This is a genomic window from Methylomagnum ishizawai, assembly GCF_019670005.1.
Classification (GTDB): domain Bacteria; phylum Pseudomonadota; class Gammaproteobacteria; order Methylococcales; family Methylococcaceae; genus Methylomagnum; species Methylomagnum ishizawai.
On the sequence record NZ_AP019783.1, the window covers coordinates 342844 to 358506 of the forward strand.

General features: G+C 67.2%; 17 protein-coding genes and 1 pseudogene. All 18 read left to right on the top strand.

All coding sequences use genetic code 11. From position 1 onward, the window contains the following. Window positions 1-63: 63 nt before the first annotated feature. The 18 genes and pseudogenes from K5658_RS01400 to K5658_RS01475 all read left to right on the top strand — a co-directional run bounded on the left by K5658_RS01400 (window position 64) and on the right by K5658_RS01475 (window position 15621). Entirely contained in the window at window positions 64-312 is a 249-nt protein-coding gene (locus K5658_RS01400) for a hypothetical protein (protein ID WP_221065218.1), read from the top strand. After that, entirely contained in the window at window positions 309-1049 is a 741-nt protein-coding gene (locus K5658_RS01405; RefSeq protein ID WP_221065219.1) for a hypothetical protein, read from the top strand. The genes K5658_RS01400 and K5658_RS01405 overlap by 4 nt, the downstream gene beginning before the upstream one ends. Further along, window positions 1046-2902, top strand: a complete 1857-nt coding sequence (locus tag K5658_RS01410; protein WP_221065220.1) for a toprim domain-containing protein — start codon at window positions 1046-1048, stop codon at window positions 2900-2902. Before K5658_RS01405 ends, K5658_RS01410 begins: the two co-directional genes overlap by 4 nt. Window positions 2903-2904: 2 nt before the next feature. After that, window positions 2905-5421: a DNA methyltransferase gene (locus K5658_RS01415; RefSeq protein WP_221065221.1), complete on the top strand. Its 2517-nt coding sequence runs from the start codon at window positions 2905-2907 to the stop codon at window positions 5419-5421. Beyond that, window positions 5418-5612 (top strand): hypothetical protein, encoded by a 195-nt coding sequence (locus tag K5658_RS01420; RefSeq protein ID WP_221065222.1) that lies wholly within the window; start codon window positions 5418-5420, stop codon window positions 5610-5612. Before K5658_RS01415 ends, K5658_RS01420 begins: the two co-directional genes overlap by 4 nt. Next, a complete protein-coding gene (locus K5658_RS01425; protein ID WP_221065223.1) occupies window positions 5609-6040 on the top strand; it encodes a recombination protein NinB in 432 nt (143 codons plus the stop codon). The genes K5658_RS01420 and K5658_RS01425 overlap by 4 nt, the downstream gene beginning before the upstream one ends. An 11-nt stretch (window positions 6041-6051) precedes the next feature. Then, a pseudogene (locus tag K5658_RS24105) lies at window positions 6052-6468 on the top strand (DNA cytosine methyltransferase); the annotation flags it as partial. Continuing rightward, window positions 6440-6673 (top strand): hypothetical protein, encoded by a 234-nt coding sequence (locus K5658_RS24110; protein WP_425515955.1) that lies wholly within the window; start codon window positions 6440-6442, stop codon window positions 6671-6673. The pseudogene K5658_RS24105 and the gene K5658_RS24110, both read left to right, overlap by 29 nt. Window positions 6674-6789: 116 nt before the next feature. Continuing rightward, window positions 6790-7356 (top strand): DNA cytosine methyltransferase, encoded by a 567-nt coding sequence (locus tag K5658_RS24115; RefSeq protein WP_425515953.1) that lies wholly within the window; start codon window positions 6790-6792, stop codon window positions 7354-7356. A 19-nt stretch (window positions 7357-7375) separates the two neighbouring features. Continuing rightward, window positions 7376-7939: a glycoside hydrolase family 108 protein gene (locus tag K5658_RS01435; RefSeq protein WP_221065224.1), complete on the top strand. Its 564-nt coding sequence runs from the start codon at window positions 7376-7378 to the stop codon at window positions 7937-7939. Then, window positions 7936-8376 (top strand): VRR-NUC domain-containing protein, encoded by a 441-nt coding sequence (locus K5658_RS01440; RefSeq protein ID WP_221065225.1) that lies wholly within the window; start codon window positions 7936-7938, stop codon window positions 8374-8376. The genes K5658_RS01435 and K5658_RS01440 overlap by 4 nt, the downstream gene beginning before the upstream one ends. After that, window positions 8373-9080, top strand: a complete 708-nt coding sequence (locus K5658_RS01445) for a ParB N-terminal domain-containing protein (RefSeq protein WP_221065226.1) — start codon at window positions 8373-8375, stop codon at window positions 9078-9080. The genes K5658_RS01440 and K5658_RS01445 overlap by 4 nt, the downstream gene beginning before the upstream one ends. Next, window positions 9077-9898, top strand: coding sequence for a class I SAM-dependent DNA methyltransferase (locus K5658_RS01450; protein WP_221065227.1), 822 nt, complete (start codon window positions 9077-9079; stop codon window positions 9896-9898). The genes K5658_RS01445 and K5658_RS01450 overlap by 4 nt, the downstream gene beginning before the upstream one ends. After that, window positions 9895-11013: a phosphoadenosine phosphosulfate reductase domain-containing protein gene (locus K5658_RS01455; RefSeq protein ID WP_221065228.1), complete on the top strand. Its 1119-nt coding sequence runs from the start codon at window positions 9895-9897 to the stop codon at window positions 11011-11013. The genes K5658_RS01450 and K5658_RS01455 overlap by 4 nt, the downstream gene beginning before the upstream one ends. After that, entirely contained in the window at window positions 10979-11632 is a 654-nt protein-coding gene (locus K5658_RS01460) for an IbrB-like domain-containing protein (protein WP_246628540.1), read from the top strand. Before K5658_RS01455 ends, K5658_RS01460 begins: the two co-directional genes overlap by 35 nt. A gap of 201 nt (window positions 11633-11833) precedes the next feature. After that, window positions 11834-12361, top strand: a complete 528-nt coding sequence (locus K5658_RS01465) for a hypothetical protein (RefSeq protein WP_221065229.1) — start codon at window positions 11834-11836, stop codon at window positions 12359-12361. Further along, window positions 12358-13833, top strand: a complete 1476-nt coding sequence (gene terL, locus K5658_RS23880; protein ID WP_221065230.1) for a phage terminase large subunit — start codon at window positions 12358-12360, stop codon at window positions 13831-13833. Before K5658_RS01465 ends, terL begins: the two co-directional genes overlap by 4 nt. A gap of 9 nt (window positions 13834-13842) precedes the next feature. Beyond that, complete coding sequence (locus K5658_RS01475; RefSeq protein WP_221065231.1) at window positions 13843-15621, top strand: DUF1073 domain-containing protein; 1779 nt, start codon at window positions 13843-13845, stop codon at window positions 15619-15621. The last annotated feature ends 42 nt before the right edge of the window (window positions 15622-15663 follow it).

Sequence of the window (15663 nt, forward strand, 5' to 3'; positions counted from 1 at the left end):
TGGCGAAAAAAAGCCCCGGAAGGAGGGTATCCCGCCGGGGCTAAAACTCAAGGTGATAATAGTATGAAGGCGAAAACGACGGAAATCAATGGCGGGGAATCGATCCCGCCGCCCGGCATAGCCCGGTGCCCGTGGTGCCGGGGCCATCATCCAGAATCCGCCATCGTCGATGGGGTCTGCCCGGATTGCCGGAAATGGGGCGCGGTGCTTCCGCCGTCCGCCCGCGAAATCGTCCTGGCCGGGCCGGTGACGATCCGGGTATCGGGGGATTTGACCGTGGTCGGGATAACCATGGACGGGGGGCGGCCATGAGTATCCTCGAATACCTGGACCGGCCCATAGCCTTCCATCGGTGCTTCGTCACCATAACCGGCTCGATTACCGCCAGCCTCATGCTTTCCCAGGCGCTGTACTGGCAGAAGCGTACCCAGGAAACCGATGAATGGTTTTTCAAGAGCCGCGAGGAATGGACCGAGGAAACCGGCCTGTCCCGCACCGAGCAAGAGACGGCCAGGGCGAAGCTCAAAAGCCTGGACTTGCTGCAAGAGGAACTCCGGGGGCTTCCGGCCCGGATGTACTACCGGGCAAACGTGGCCCGGCTGGAAGCGTTGCTGTGCCAACAAGTTGGCGGGAAACCTGCCAACACTGAGGCGGGAAACCTGCCAACAGGTAGGCAGAAAAGTCGCCAACATTTAAAGGAAACAGAGACTACTACAGAGACTACGCAGAGAGATATCCCCCCACCCCCTTCGGGCAAGCCACGGAACCCCCCCGGCCAACCCATCGAACTCCCTGCCTGGCTGCCCCAAGCCGCATGGGCCGAATTCCGCCAGCACCGGAAGGAAATCCGCAGCCCCCTCACGCCCCTGGCCGAAAGCAAGGCCATCCAGAAACTCGACGAACTGCGCCGGCAGGGCCACGACCCGGTGAAGGTCATCGACCAGTCCATCGGCAACGGCTGGACCGGCCTGTTCCCGCTCAAGAGCGAAACCCCCCAGCGCAACCCGAGCAAGCCGGGCCGCGATGATTGGATGGAGGGCGCGGTATGAAACCCTCCGAGATTTCCGCATTGCTGGCCGAACAGGCCGAGTCCGTCGCCAAGCACCTGCTGCCGGAAGGCAAGCGCGACGGGCGGGAATGGCGCTGCGGTTCGGTCCATGGCGAACCGGGCCAAAGCCTGGGCGTCCACCTGTCCGGCCCCAAGGCCGGGGTGTGGGCCGATTTCGCGTCCGGCCAGGGCGGCGACCTGCTGGACCTGTGGATGACGGTCGGGAAAACCGACCTGCCCAAGGCCATGCGCGAAGCCGCCCGCTGGCTGGGTGTTGCCATCGACCCGCCCCGGTTCGCCAAGGGCGGGCACAGGCGAGCCTTCGTCAAGCCTTCCAAAACGCCCGTGGAGGCACAAAAGGGGTCCGCCCCTTGGGCTTGGCTTACCGAAACGCGGAAGCTGCCGGAACCGACCCTGCGGGCTTTCCGCGTGGGCGGGCATGGCCGGTCGGCGTTGTTCCCGTTTTACGACCCCGCCGGGGAACTGGCGATGGTGAAGTGGCGGGATACGGCGTGGACCAAGGAAACGGGCCGGGCCAAGTCCGGCGTGACCGAGAAGGACATGCGCCCGGCCCTGTTCGGCTGGCAAGCCATCCCACCCGGTGCCCGTTGGGTGGTCATCGCCGAGGGCGAGATCGACGCGATGTCCCTGCACGCCTACGGCGCGCCGGCGCTGTCGGTGCCGTTCGGCGGCGGGACCGGCGCGAAACAGGACTGGATCGAGCACGAGTTCGACCACCTGGAACGCTTCGACGAGGTTTTCCTGTGCCTGGATTCCGACGGGGAAGGGCGCAAGGCCACCTTGGAAATCGCCGACCGGCTGGGGCGGCACCGCTGCCGGGTGGTGGAACTCCCCGGCGGACACAAGGACGCGAACGAATGCCTCAAGGCCGGGGTGGCCGGGCGGGAAATGCTGGACGCCTTCGCCGCGGCGAAGACCCTGGACCCCGGCGAGCTGCGCCGGGCCGGGGAATTCCTGGACGGCGTGCTGGCGGCCTTCTACCCGGCCGGCGCGGCGGAAATCGGTTTCTCCCTGCCCTGGCCCAAATGCCCGACCCTGCTGTTCCGGCCCGGCGAGGTGAGCTTGATCGCCGGGGTGAACGGCCACGGCAAATCGGAAGGCGTGGGCCACCTCGCCGTCGACATCATGCGGCAGGGGGCCCGCGTCTGCGTGGCGTCCATGGAGTTCAAGCCCGCCCGCTGGATCGCCCGCATCGTGCGCCAGATTTCCGGCCTGGATACCCCATCGGCCGATTACGTCCGCGCCATCATGACGTGGCTGGACGCCCGGTTATGGGCCTTCGACGTGGTGGGGGCGGCAAAGCACAAGGAAATGCTCAGGGTGTTCGCCTACGCCCGCCAGCGCTACGGCGTCCGGCTGTTCGTCATCGACAACATGAGCAAGCTGGACATCGGGCTGGAGGACTACGACGGGCAGCGGGCCTTCGTCGAATCGCTGTGCGGCTTCGCCAAGGCCCACGACGCGCATGTGTTCCTCGTGGCCCATGTCCGCAAGGGCGAGGACGACGGCAAGCCGGGCGGCAAGTTCGATGTGAAGGGGTCCGGGGCCATCACCGACTTGGTGGACACGGTGCTGATCTGGTGGCGGAACCGGAAGAAGGAAGAGCGGTTGAAGCGCTCCGACCTGTCGGACGCCGAGCGCCAGGAATTGGAGGAAAAGCCCGACGCCCTGTGCGTGTGCGAGAAGCAGCGCAACGGGGAGGACGAACCGCGGATAGCCCTGTGGTTCCACAGGCCCAGCCATCAATTCCTGCCGTTCCGCAATTCCAAGCCGGTCGAGTACGTGCCGTTTTCCACCAGGGAACCGGCTGCCGAAGCAGAGGGGGGGTGGTAGCCATGGCCGCGAAAAAAACCTACCAGGAATTCCTCCGGGGCAAGATCAGGCTGGCCGAGTTCGGCGGCTTCGACGTGGCCCCGTCGGAAATCAATCCCATCCTGAAACCCCACCAGCGCGACATCGTGCGGTGGGCGGTGAAAGGCGGACAGCGGGCCGTGTTCGCCGCGTTCGGCCTGGGCAAGTCGGTCATCCAGATCGAAGTCCTGCGCCTCGTCAAGGCCAAGGTCGGCGGCACCGTGCTGGTGGTCCTGCCCCTGGGCGTCCGCCAGGAGTTCCGCCGCGATGGCCAGATGCTCGGGGTGGAATTCAAGTTCATCCGCCGCAACGAGGAAATCTGGCCGGACGCGGACAGCGGGTTCTACCTGACCAACTACGAGAGCATCCGGGACGGGAAGCTCGATCCGAACCGGTTCACCGCCGTCAGCCTGGACGAGGCGTCCGTGCTGCGTAGCTTCGGCTCCAAGACCTACCAGGAGTTCCTGCCCCTGTTCGCCCGCGTCCGCTACAAGTTCGTGGCGACGGCCACCCCCAGCCCCAACCGCTACAAGGAACTGATCCACTACGCCGGGTTCCTGGGGATCATGGACACCGGGCAGGCGCTCACGAGGTTCTTCAAAAGGGATTCCACCCAGGCGAACAACCTCACGCTCTATCCGCACAAGGAACGGGAATTCTGGCTCTGGCTCAACTCCTGGGCCGTGTTCCTGCAACGCCCCTCCGACCTGGGCTATTCCGACGAAGGCTATTCCCTACCGCCGCTCAAGGTGGTCTACCACGAGGTGCCCGCCGGCGACCTGGTGGGCCACGAGCGCGACGGCCAGGGCTTGCTGTTCCCCGACGCGGCCATGGGCCTCAAGGAAGCCGCCGGCGAAAAGCGGGATTCCGTCGAGGCCCGGATCGCCCGGATGGTGGACATCCTCAAGGCCGACCCCGGCTCCCACTACATCCTCTGGCACCACCTGGAAGCCGAGCGCCGCGCCATCAAGGCGGCATGGCCGGAAGCCACCGAGGTCTACGGCACGCTGGACCTGGACGAGCGGGAGCGGCGGGTGGTGGCGTTCTCGGAGGGCCGCGTCAAGTACCTGGCCACCAAGGAGGAAATCTCCGGTTCCGGCTGCAATTTCCAACGGCATTGCCACAAGGCGATATTCACCAGCATCGGGTACCGGTTCAACGACTTCATCCAGGCCATCCACCGGATATACCGGTTCCTCCAGACGGAAGCATGTGAAATCCACATCATCCACACTGAGGCGGAACGGGAAATCCTGCGGTCGTTGCAGGAGAAGTGGACCCAGCACAACGAATTGGCGGCGAATATGAGCGACATCATCCAAGAACACGGATTGAACACCCTATCCATCGCGGACACCCTGGCCCGGACCATCGGCGTCGAGCGGGTGGAGGTTTCCGGCAAGCACGGGCGTTTCCGGGTGGCGAACAACGATTGCGTGGACGAGGCCCGGCGCGTGGAGGAAAACTCCGTGGGCCTGATCGTCACCAGCATCCCCTTCGCCAACCACTACGAATACACCCCGACCTACGAGGATTTCGGGCACACCGAGGACAACGCCCATTTCTGGGAGCAAATGGATTTCCTCACGCCGGAGCTGCTGCGCATCCTGCAACCGGGGCGGCTGTACTGCTGCCATGTGAAGGACCGCATCCTGTTCGGCAACGTCACCGGCCAGGGCGTGCCCACGGTGTCGCCGTTCCATGCCGAGGCGATATTCCATGGCATCCGGCACGGGTTCCAATACCTGGGCATGATCACCGTCGTCACCGACGTGGTGCGCGAGAACAACCAGACCTACCGCCTGGGCTGGTCGGAGCAGTGCAAGGACGGCACCAAGATGGGCGTGGGTTCCCCCGAGTACATCCTGCTGTTCCGCAAGCCCCAGACCGACCGCTCCAAAGGCTACGCCGATGTGCCGGTGCAGAAATCCAAAGACGCCTACACCCGCGCCCGCTGGCAGGTGGACGCCCATGCGCTGTGGCGGTCCCGTGGCGACCGGCCTTTGACCGCCGATGATCTGGCGGGCATGGGGCCGGACAGGCTGGCGAAGGCCTTCACCCGGTTCAGCCTGGAACACGTCTACGACTACGAGTTCCACGTCCGCATCGGCGAGGAACTCGAAGCCCGCGGCGCGTTGCCGTCCAGCTTCATGAGCCTCGCCCCCGGTTCCGGCCATCCCGCCGTCTGGCACGACATCAACCGGATGCGGACCCTCAACGGCAACCAGTCGGCGAAGGGCTTGCAGAACCATGTCTGTCCCCTGCAATTCGACATCGTGGAGCGCCTAATCGAGCGCTACAGCAACCGGGACGAACGGGTCTACGACCCGTTCGGCGGGCTGATGACCGTGCCCTACTGCGCCGTGAAGATGGGCAGGCGGGGCGGGGCGTCGGAACTCAACCCGGCCTATTTCCTGGACGGCCTGCAATACCTGCAAGCGGCGGAACGGGACCACGCCATGCCCACGCTATTCGACCTGCTGGAAGCGGAGGCCGCATGAACGGCGAGCGCCAATTCGTGATCACGCGGGAATGGGCGGAGACGTACAAAACCCCGGCGGGTGGTTGGACCAAGGCCCAGCTTGCCGCCATCGGGGTTGCATGGCCCCCTCCCAGAGGTTGGCTCAAGGAAGTGGTAGGCATGGCTATCGACGAAGCCGCCCGCCACGCATTCGAGGAGGGTTGCCGATGAGCCGCGCCCTTTTCGTTCTGCAACCCGCGCCCCATCCAGCCCGCGCCCGCGCCCTGGAAGCCGTCCGCACCGCCCCCGAGGGCTACGTGGTCGAGGTCAGGCAGAAGACCCGGAGCCTGGAACAGAACGCCCTCATGTGGTCGATGCTGGCCGAAATCTCCCAGCGGGTGTGTTGGCATGGCGAATGGCTGACGGCGGAAAACTGGAAGGACGTGTTCACCGCCGCCCTCAAGCGCGAGAAGGTCGTGCCCGGCATCGGCGGCGGGTTCGTGGTGCTGGGCCAGCACACCAGCCGCATGACCCGGCGGGAGATGGGCGACCTGATCGAACTCATGCACGCCTTCGCCGCCGAGCAAGGCGTCGCGTTCCCCTGGGAAACACCGCCCAGGCCCATGCCGGACGCCCGCGACGGGGAGGTGCCACGGTGAAGTTCCTTTCCGTGTGTTCCGGCATCGAGGCCGCGTCGGCCGCTTGGCGTCCGCTGGGCTGGGAGGCGCTGGCCTATGCCGAGATCGAACCCTTCCCGTGCGCCGTGCTGGCCCACCACTACCCCGATGTCCCCAACCGGGGCGACATGGCCCGGTTCCAGGAGTGGCCCGATGCCCGACCAGATGTCCTTGTGGGGGGAACCCCCTGCCAATCCTTCTCCGTCGCCGGCCTCCGAGCGGGCCTGGACGATCCGCGTGGTCAACTCATGCTGGCCTACGGTGCGGTTGCTCGCCAATACCGCCCCCGCTGGCTGGTTTGGGAGAACGTCCCCGGCGTCCTGTCGAGCCACGGGGGACGGGATTTTGGAACCTTCCTCGGGATGTTGGCGGAACTCGGGTATGGGTTCGCCTACCGGGTTCTTGACGCTCAATACTTCGGAGTTCCCCAGCGCCGCCGCCGTGTGTTCGTTGTCGGCCGTCTTGGAGACTGGCGACGTGCCGCGGCGGTACTTTTTGAGCGCCACGGCCTGCAAGGGCATCCTCCGCCGCGCCGCGAACCGGGGGAAGGCGTTGCCGGAACCCTTGCAAGCCGCCCTACGGGCGGTGGCGGACTCGGAACCGACTTCGACCTAGGCGGTGGCTTGGTATCTGGGACGCTTACCGCGAGCTATGGCAATTCAACGGGTCGCGACATGGCCGAAATGCCGGGCGCGTTGGTAGCCCGGCCATTGACCGCACACCAACGGCGCATGGACGGCACGGTAGAAACCTTCGTCGCCCATTCCCTCCGCGCCGAAGGTTTTGACGCCAGCGAGGACGGCACGGGACGGGGCACGCCCCTGGTGCCGATGGCCTACCGCACCTCGCCGAATTGCGGAGCCTGGGACACCGGGGACCGCGTGGACGCGCTGACCACGGGCACCGATCCGGCTTCCCATGTGCTGGCCTTCCAGGAACGGGGGCGGAAGGGCGGCCGTTCCCTGGAAATCATGGGCGACATCCATCCGGCCTTGCTCGCGCCGGACGGCGGCGGCCGAGGCGGCGAACGGAACATCCTGGCCGGGACCGGCGTGCGCCGCCTCACGCCCCGCGAATGCGAGCGCCTGCAAGGCTTCCCCGACGACTACACCCGCGTCCCCTACCGGGGCAAACCAGCCGCCGACGGCCCGCGCTACAAGGCGCTGGGGAACGCCATGGCCGTGCCCGTCATGCGCTGGATCGGCGAACGCATCCAGGCGGTGGAGGCGATGGGACGCCCGGCCGACGCACCACGGCCCATGGCCCGGCGCAAGGGCCACGCAACCTCGAAACCTTGACATCCCGATGGAGGACACCATGAGCAACGCAACCATAGAAACCCCTTTCCAGGACGCCTTCCGCGAGGTCGTCGGCATCGAGGGCCGGTACAGCGACAACCCGGCGGATTCCGGCGGCGAGACCATGTGGGGCATCACGGCGGCGACGGCCAGGGCGGCGGGCTACGCCGGCCCCATGCGGTCGATGCCGCCGGCCGAGGCCCGGCGCATCTACAAGGCCGGGTTCTGGGACCGGCTGGGCCTGGACGCCATCGCCGCCGTCTCGGCGCACGTGGCCCGCGAGGTGTTCGAGCAGGGCGTGAACATGGGCCTGGACCGGGCCGGGCGCAACCTCCAGACCGTGCTGAACGTGCTGAACCGGGCCGGGAGCGACTACCCCGACCTCGCGGTGGACGGCAGGGTCGGCCCGGCCACCGTGCGGGCCGTGTCCGAGCTGCGGCGGACGCGGGGGGCGGACGGCATCGCGGCGTTGATCCGCGGCCTCAACGCGCAGCAGGGGGCGTTCTACATCGATCTGGCATCGCGCCGCGGGAAGGACGAGGCGTTCGTCATGGGCTGGCTCCTGAACCGGGTGGCGGCGTGAGGGCGTCCCATCCCGGCGGGAACGCCCTGCGGGCCGGGCACGCGCCCCGGCCCAAACCCCGCGACCGCGAACACCGGGAACAGGCCGCGCTGTTCGGGTGGGTGGAACTCGCCAAGGCCCGCCATCCCGGCCTGGGCCTGCTGTTCGCCATCCCCAACGGCGGCGACCGCCACCCCGCCGTGGCCGCGAAGCTCGGGGCCGAAGGCGTCCGGGCCGGCGTGCCCGACCTGTGCCTCCCGGTCCCGCGCGGCGGGTTCCATGGCCTGTGGATCGAACTCAAGGCACCCCAGGGGCCGGGGGCGCGGCCCGGTGCCTTGGAACCCGGACAACTCGACTGGCTCGACGCCCTCAACGCCCATGGCTACAAGGCCGTGGCCCGCTGGGGCTGGGAGGCCGCGCGGAACACCCTCATCGACTACCTGGAAGGCAAACCATGACCCAGACCAAGACCCAAGCCAAGCCCACGGCCACCCTGCGCCCCATCGCCGAACTGGCCCCCCACGGGGATAACCCCCGCATCCACCCGGAGGAACAGATCGCCAAGCTGGCCGCGATGATCGACCGGGTGGGGTTCGTCGGCGTCGTCGCCGTCCGGGATGGCGTCATCGCCAAGGGCCACGGCACCCTCGCGGCCTGCCGGCGCTTGCTGGCCGAGGGCAAGGATATCCACCCGGCCCCCGGCAGGGAGCGCGGCGCCCCGCCGTTCCCGAGGGGCCAGCTGCCGGTGCAGGACTGCACCGGCTGGACCGACGCCGAGTTCCGGGCCTTCGTGGCCGCCGACAACCAGCTCGGCCTGCTGTCGGGCTGGGACGATGACCTGTTGCGGCTCAACCTGGACGGCCTGGAACTGGACGGGTTCGATTTGGGGGACATCGGCTTTTCCGGCGACGAGCTGGAACGGCTGCTGGCGCTCCCCGATAGGGCCACGCCACCCGAACCGGGCTTCCAGCCCGCCCTGGACCCCGGCACCGACCACCGCCAAGTCACCGACGCCGAGGTGGACCGCGCCCAGGCCCGCGCCGATGGCCGGTTCTCCGGCGGGGACGCCCGCCGGAAGGCCGAACTGCTCTGCCCGAACTGCGCCGAATCCTTCCACATGAACGCCGACGACCTCGCCCTGATCCTGAGGGACGCCCAATGAACCAGCCCATCCCCTTCGACCTGTTCCAGGCCACCGCCGGGGCGCTCACGGCCCGGCAATACACCTACGCCCGCACCATGCCCCATTGCCCGAACTGGTACACCCTGCGCAAGGACTGGCCCGACGACGGCGAGTTCGTCCGGGTGGTGGAGGCCATGCGCCGCTACGGCTACCCCGAGCGGTATGGCAGGAAGACCTTCACCCGCTTCGACGTGAACGGGTTCAAGTACTGGACCATGGGCGACCCCATCGAGACCACGATCCTCATCAACCGCGCCTACATCGAGGCCGGATCGCCCTACGACACCCTGGCCCACGACTACGACGACCTGTTCGCCGCCCCGGACGCGGCCCGCGAGAACCGCGCCCTGGCCGATTTGCTGCCCGACCTGCGGAACCGCAAGGTGCTGGACATCGGCTGCGGGACAGGGCTGCTGGCCGAACTGAAACCCCTGGGCGGGTACACCGGCCTCGACCCCTCCGGGCTGATGCTGGCGAAGTTCCGGGCCAAGGCCCCGCATTTGGCCAAGGGGCTGGTCCATGCCGGCTTCGAGGCGTTCCACACCCCGGAACGGTTCGACTTCGCGGTCGCGCTGTTCGGCTCGCCGTCCTACATCGACCCCGGCCACCTGGGCAAGGTCAAGGACCTGCTGGCACCGGGCGGCGAATACTTCCTGATGTTCTACCGGCCCGGCTACGTCCCCGCCACCCACGTCCCGATGGGCGGCGGCGTGCCCTGGCATGGCCACAACCACGAAACCATCGACGGCGAGCGCCTGGACTTCGGGAACTATGTGATTGTCAGGGGACGGGCGTGAGGATCTACCAGAACCGCACCGTCTGGAAGGCCGCGCTGGACCGGTTCCGCTGGCTGTACGACGAGTTCGGGAACATCGTCGTCAACTTCAGCGGCGGCAAGGATTCGACGGTATGCCTCAACCTGGCCTTGATGGTGGCGGAGGAAAAGGGGCGGCTGCCGGTGGACGTGCTGTTCATCGACCAGGAGGCCGAATGGCGCACCGTCATGGCCGACCCCCGCGTCAACCCGCTCTGGCTCCAGGTGCCGTTCAAGATCTTCAACGCCACCAGCACCCTCGAACCGTGGCTGCATTGCTGGGAGCCGGGCCGGGAATGGGTCCGGGAAAAGGAACCCATCAGCATCAAGGACAACCGGTTCGGCGTGGACCGCTTCGGCGGGATGTTCAACGCCTTCGCCGACCACCACTTCCAGGGCGGCCCCTACATCAACATCGCCGGGGTGCGCTGCGAGGAATCCCCGGCCCGCGCCCTGGGGCTGACCTCCTACGCCACCTACAAGCACATCACCTGGGGCAAGAAGGAAAACGCCCGGAAGCACCAATATACGATGTATCCCCTCTACGACTGGAGCTATACCGATATTTGGAAGGCCATCCACGACAACGGCTGGGCGTATTGCCGGATCTACGACTACATGTGCATGTATGGCGTTCCCATCATGGAGATGCGGGTTTCCAACGTCCACCACGAAACCGCCGTCAAGACCCTCTACTACCTCCAGGAAATCGAGCAGGACACCTGGAACCGGATCACGGCCAGGATCGGCGGCCTGAACACCGCGAAAACCCTCCGCGAGGATTTCATGGCCCCCAAGGCACTGCCGTGGATGTTCCGGGATTGGCGGGAATACCGGGAACACCTGCTGGAAAACCTGATCGCCGACCCGGATATCAAGGCCACCTTCCGCAAGGAATTCGACAACGCCGACAAGCTGTTCGACCGGGAAATCCATGACGCGCTGTGGAAATACCACGTCGGGATGGTCTTGAAGAACAACCACCACCCCGAGGCCATGCGGCTATTCCAGGCCTCGCACGGGCAATACACGCAGGGCAGCCACCACAAAGCCAGGAAACGCCGTGAGAAACCACCCGATCCATTTGCAATTGCGTGAATACGTCGAAGCGGCCCCCGACCGCATGGCGGCCATCGCCGAACTCAGGGCCATCCTGCACGGGCTGTCGGGCATCGCCCACCCCATCGATTGGGTGCGCTGGATACCCATCGACAAGGTTTCGCCCAACGACTACAACCCCAACAGCGTGGCCCACAAGGAGATGGGCCTGCTCCACACCTCGATCAGCCACGACGGCTACACCCAACCGGTCGTGGTCATCTGGAATCCCGACCGGGATCGGTTCGAGATCGTGGACGGCTTCCACCGCTACTACACGATGAAGACCCACCCGGACATCCACGCCACCACGGGCGGGCTGCTGCCGTGCGTGGTCATCGACAAGGACATCAACGACCGCATGGCCTCGACCGTCCGCCACAACCGGGCGCGGGGCAGGCACAGCGTCCAGGGCATGTCGGCCATGGTCTTCAAGATGCTGGAGGAGGGATGGAGCGACGCCCAGATCTGCAACGAGCTGGGCATGGAGGCCGAGGAACTGGTCAGGCTCAAGCACATCACCGGCTTCTCCAAGCTGTTCAAGGACACCCAGTACAAGCGGGCCTGGGTCACGAAGAACCAGATCAAGCTCGCCAACAAGCTTGGGGTGAAGCCGTAGACCATGGCCAGCAACCGGACCCAGCCGACACCGCAGCATCCATGGGAACGCCAACCGGGCGAGTCGGAAACGGCCTACGCGGCGTTCCGCCGGTACCGGGATATGCCGGTAGGGGAAAGGAGCATCCAAAGGTCAGTTGGCGAGGACGCAAGTACCCAGAAAGTACGCCGTCACAAGGCTTGGAGCGCGGAATTCTCATGGGTGGAACGCGCCGCCGCCTACACCGACCACCTGGACCGGATCGCCCGCCAGGAGAGAGAACGGGCGATCCGGGACATGGAGCGCCGCCACGCCCACAGCGCCCAGGCCATCCATGCCGTGGTGAACGCCAAGCTCGCGGCCTGGAACCGGACGCCGGAGGCCCGCGAAGCCGCCGCCGAGGCGTTGACCCCCTACCAACTCGCGAGGCTGCTGGACACGGCCACGCGGGTGGAGCGCGCCGCCCTGGGGCATGTGCCCGACCCGCCGCCGAAGAAGCCCGACCGCGCCCCCCTGCTGGCCGAACTGGCCGAGGTCAAGGCGAGGGCGCGGGAAGACGGCGATTGGAACCTGTACTTCCGGGCGATGCAGGAGGAACGCCTCCTCACGGGCGAGGGGACGCCCATCGCGGCCAGGGTCGAGAACGGCGATTGGAAGGCCGACCTGCAAGCGGCGGGCATGGACCCCGACGCCGTGTTCGAGGAGGCCGTGCGGCTCGCCATGGCGAAGCTGGAAGGGGACCTGCCATGAGCGCCCCGGCCCGCGCCCGGAACCGGATGATGGAGGCCGCGGTGCGCGAGGCCCGGCGGCGGCTCCGGGACGGCGGGCGCGAGCGGAACCTGCTGGCGCGGCTATCGCCGCCGCAACGGCAATACCTGGAATCCCAGGCGGACATCGTGATCTTCGGCGGGGCCGCCGGGGGCGGGAAGACCTTCTCCCTGCTGGCCGACCCGGTCAGGCACCGCGACGTGAAGGGCTTCCGCGCCCTGGTGTTCCGCCGCACCTTCCCCGAGATCAACCTGCCGGGCGGTATGTGGGAGGCGTCGGAATCCATGTACCGCGACCTGGGCGGCCTCCCGTCCTACGGCGCGAAGTCGTGGTCCTGGCCCAGCGGTGCGTCGATCAAGTTCACCCACATGCAGCGGGAGGCCGACAAGTTCAACTACCTGGGCGCGGAGATCACGATGATCGGCTTCGACCAGCTCGAACTGTTCACCGAGTCCATGTTCTTCTACATGCTCAACCGCAACCGCTCGCTCTGCGGCGTGAAGCCCTACCTGCGGGCGACCTGCAATCCCGACCCGGATTGCTGGGTGGCCGGGTTCATCGCCTGGTGGATCGACCCCGACACCGGGTTCCCGCTCTATGGACGCTCGGGGGTGGTGCGCTGGTTCTACCGGGTGCAGGACGCCATCCGCTGGTACGGCAGCCGGGAAGAAGCGGAAACCGCCCACCCGGACCTCGCCGCCGAAGGCCCGCCGTTCAGCGTGACCTTCATCCCGGCCAAGCTGGACGACAACCGGGTGCTGCTGGAGAAGGACCCGGCCTACCGTTCCAAGCTGATGGCGATGGACCGGGTCAGCCGCGGCCGGTTGCTGGACGGGAACTGGAAGGTGCGGGCCACGGCGGGCAGCTATTTCGACCGGGCCGAGGTGGAGAGGGTGGACGGCCCGCCGGACGACATGGACGCCTGGACCTGGGTCCGGGCCTGGGATCTGGCCGCGACCGAGCCGAACCGCGAGAACCCGGACCCGTCCTGGACCGCCGGGGTCCTCATGGGCTACCGGGCCGGGGACCGCAAAGTCCTGATCGCGGGCCTCGAGCATGTGCGGAAGCGGGCGGGCGGGGTGAAAAGCCTGGTGCTGGATACCGCGTGGTCGGATGGGCATACCGTCCGCGTCACCGTACCGAAAGACCCCGGACAGGCGGGCAAGGGGCAGGCCGAGGATTTCGTGGCCATGCTGGCCGGGGAAGGGTTCATGGTCGCGGCCCGTCCGCCCGGCAAGGCCAAGGAGGTCCGGGCGAGGCCGTTCGCCGCCCACTGGCAGCACGGGCACGTCCAGGTGTTGGCCGCCCCCTGGAACGACGAATTCTTCGCCGAGATGGAGCGCTTCCCCTCGGGCGCCCACGACGACATCGTGGACGCCTGTTCCGACGCCTACGCCGAACTCGTCGGCGAAGGCCGCGGCTTTTTCGACCTCCTCGCCGAGGAATCCCACTGAGAGGACCCCATGGAAACCTACCGACCCTCCTCCGGCGGCCTACTGGTGCCGACCGCCGCCTTCCGGGAACTCTACCCCGAACCCATCCAACAGGCCGCGCTACAGGACGGACCCATGCCGCCAGGAACCCGCCGTCCCGTGGGCGACGGCCTGGAAAACATCCTGGCCGGGCTGGGGACCGGGCGGGACAAGGCGTTCCACACCGGATGGACCTTCCCGCGCCTCCTGACCCGGCAAGACCTGGAGAACATGTACCGGGTGTCCTGGCTCGCCAAGCGCATCGTCAACGCCCCGGCGGACGACATGACGCGGGAGTGGCGGGCGCATTCGTTCGACGATGGCCGGGGCACCGAGAACCGGCGCATGGAACAGGCCGAAAAGTGGTTCGGGGTCCGCCACAAGGTCAACGAGGCGCTGCGGTGGGCGCGGCTCTATGGCGGCTCGCTCATCATCGTCGGCACGGCGGACACCCAGGCCCAGCCGCGCCGGATGGCGGAACCCCTGGAAATCGACCGCATCCCCAGGGGCGGGCTGCGCTACCTGATGGTGGCGGACCGCTGGCGCTGCCCGTCGTCCGGCAAGATCGAGGCGGACCCGGCCTCCCCGCACTTCGGGATGCCGGCATCCTACCTGCTGGCCGACACCGGCTACGAAATCCACCACAGCCGCGTCGTCCGGTTCGACGGGGAGCGGCTGCCCTGGTCCTCGTGGCGGCAGAACGCCCTGTGGCACGACAGCGCGTTGCAGCACGTCCTGGACGCCCTCAAGGGCTGCGACACCACGGTCGCGGCCATCGCCACCATGATGTTCGAGGCCAACGTGGACATCCTCAAGCTGTCGAGCCTGGATGCGAAGCTGTCCCGCAAGGACGGGGAGGCGCTGCTGCACAAGCGGTTCCGTATGGCGGCCACCATGAAGAGCTTCAACCACCTGTTCATGCTGGACGAGACCGAAACCTACGAGAAGAAATCCAACTCGTTCGCCAACCTCGACAAGATCATGCAGGAGTTCTACGCCTACGTGGCCGGGGCCGCGGGCATCCCCCTCACCCGGCTGTTCGGGCGCTCGCCGGGCGGGCTGAACGCCACCGGGGACAGCGACCTCGAAAACTATTACGGGCGCATCGCGTCGGACCAGGAGACCGAACTCCGGCCCCGGCTGGAAACGCTGGACGCCATCCTCTACCGGCACGAACTCGGGGCCATCCCGGACGACGCCGGGTTCGGCTTCAACAGCCTGTGGGAACTGACCGACAAGGAACAGGCCGAGGTGGAGGAAAAGCGGGCGAACCGGGACCGGGCCTATGTGGACATGGGGGCCGTCACCCCCGGCCTCGTGGCCCGCGAACTCAAGGACCGGGGCACCTACCGGGCCATGACCGACGACGACTTGCTGGACATCGAGGAAGGGCCGGACGAGGAAGGCGATACCGGCTCCGAAGGACAACAAACCGGCGACGCGGCCCTGGCGCTGCGCCCGACCCGCGCCATGGCGGAAGAAGCCAAGCGCGGCCTCGCGTGGCGCAGGAAGCACGGGCGCGGTGGCACGGCTATTGGCATCGCCCGCGCCCGCGACATCGCCCGGCGGCGCAACCTGTCGCCCGAGACCGTGCGCCGGATGCACAGCTTCTTCGCCCGGCACGAACCCGACACCCGGGCGGAGGGGTTCCGGCCCAGCGAGGGTGGGTATCCCAGCCACGGGCGCATCGCGTGGGCGCTGTGGGGCGGGGACGCGGGCAAGGCGTGGGCGGATCGGATGATGGCGCGGCTGGATAAGCGGGATGATTAGGGGGATCTATGCAGGTTGTATTCAACAAACGTCGCGGGTGGC

Coding starts and splice junctions, on each gene's coding strand:
- K5658_RS01400 (WP_221065218.1), top strand. CDS start 64: ATGAAGGCGAAAACGACGGAAATCAATGGCGGGGAATCGATCCCGCCG.
- K5658_RS01405 (WP_221065219.1), top strand. CDS start 309: ATGAGTATCCTCGAATACCTGGACCGGCCCATAGCCTTCCATCGGTGC.
- K5658_RS01410 (WP_221065220.1), top strand. CDS start 1,046: ATGAAACCCTCCGAGATTTCCGCATTGCTGGCCGAACAGGCCGAGTCC.
- K5658_RS01415 (WP_221065221.1), top strand. CDS start 2,905: ATGGCCGCGAAAAAAACCTACCAGGAATTCCTCCGGGGCAAGATCAGG.
- K5658_RS01420 (WP_221065222.1), top strand. CDS start 5,418: ATGAACGGCGAGCGCCAATTCGTGATCACGCGGGAATGGGCGGAGACG.
- K5658_RS01425 (WP_221065223.1), top strand. CDS start 5,609: ATGAGCCGCGCCCTTTTCGTTCTGCAACCCGCGCCCCATCCAGCCCGC.
- K5658_RS24110 (WP_425515955.1), top strand. CDS start 6,440: ATGGGTTCGCCTACCGGGTTCTTGACGCTCAATACTTCGGAGTTCCCC.
- K5658_RS24115 (WP_425515953.1), top strand. CDS start 6,790: ATGGACGGCACGGTAGAAACCTTCGTCGCCCATTCCCTCCGCGCCGAA.
- K5658_RS01435 (WP_221065224.1), top strand. CDS start 7,376: ATGAGCAACGCAACCATAGAAACCCCTTTCCAGGACGCCTTCCGCGAG.
- K5658_RS01445 (WP_221065226.1), top strand. CDS start 8,373: ATGACCCAGACCAAGACCCAAGCCAAGCCCACGGCCACCCTGCGCCCC.
- K5658_RS01450 (WP_221065227.1), top strand. CDS start 9,077: ATGAACCAGCCCATCCCCTTCGACCTGTTCCAGGCCACCGCCGGGGCG.
- terL (WP_221065230.1), top strand. CDS start 12,358: ATGAGCGCCCCGGCCCGCGCCCGGAACCGGATGATGGAGGCCGCGGTG.
- K5658_RS01475 (WP_221065231.1), top strand. CDS start 13,843: ATGGAAACCTACCGACCCTCCTCCGGCGGCCTACTGGTGCCGACCGCC.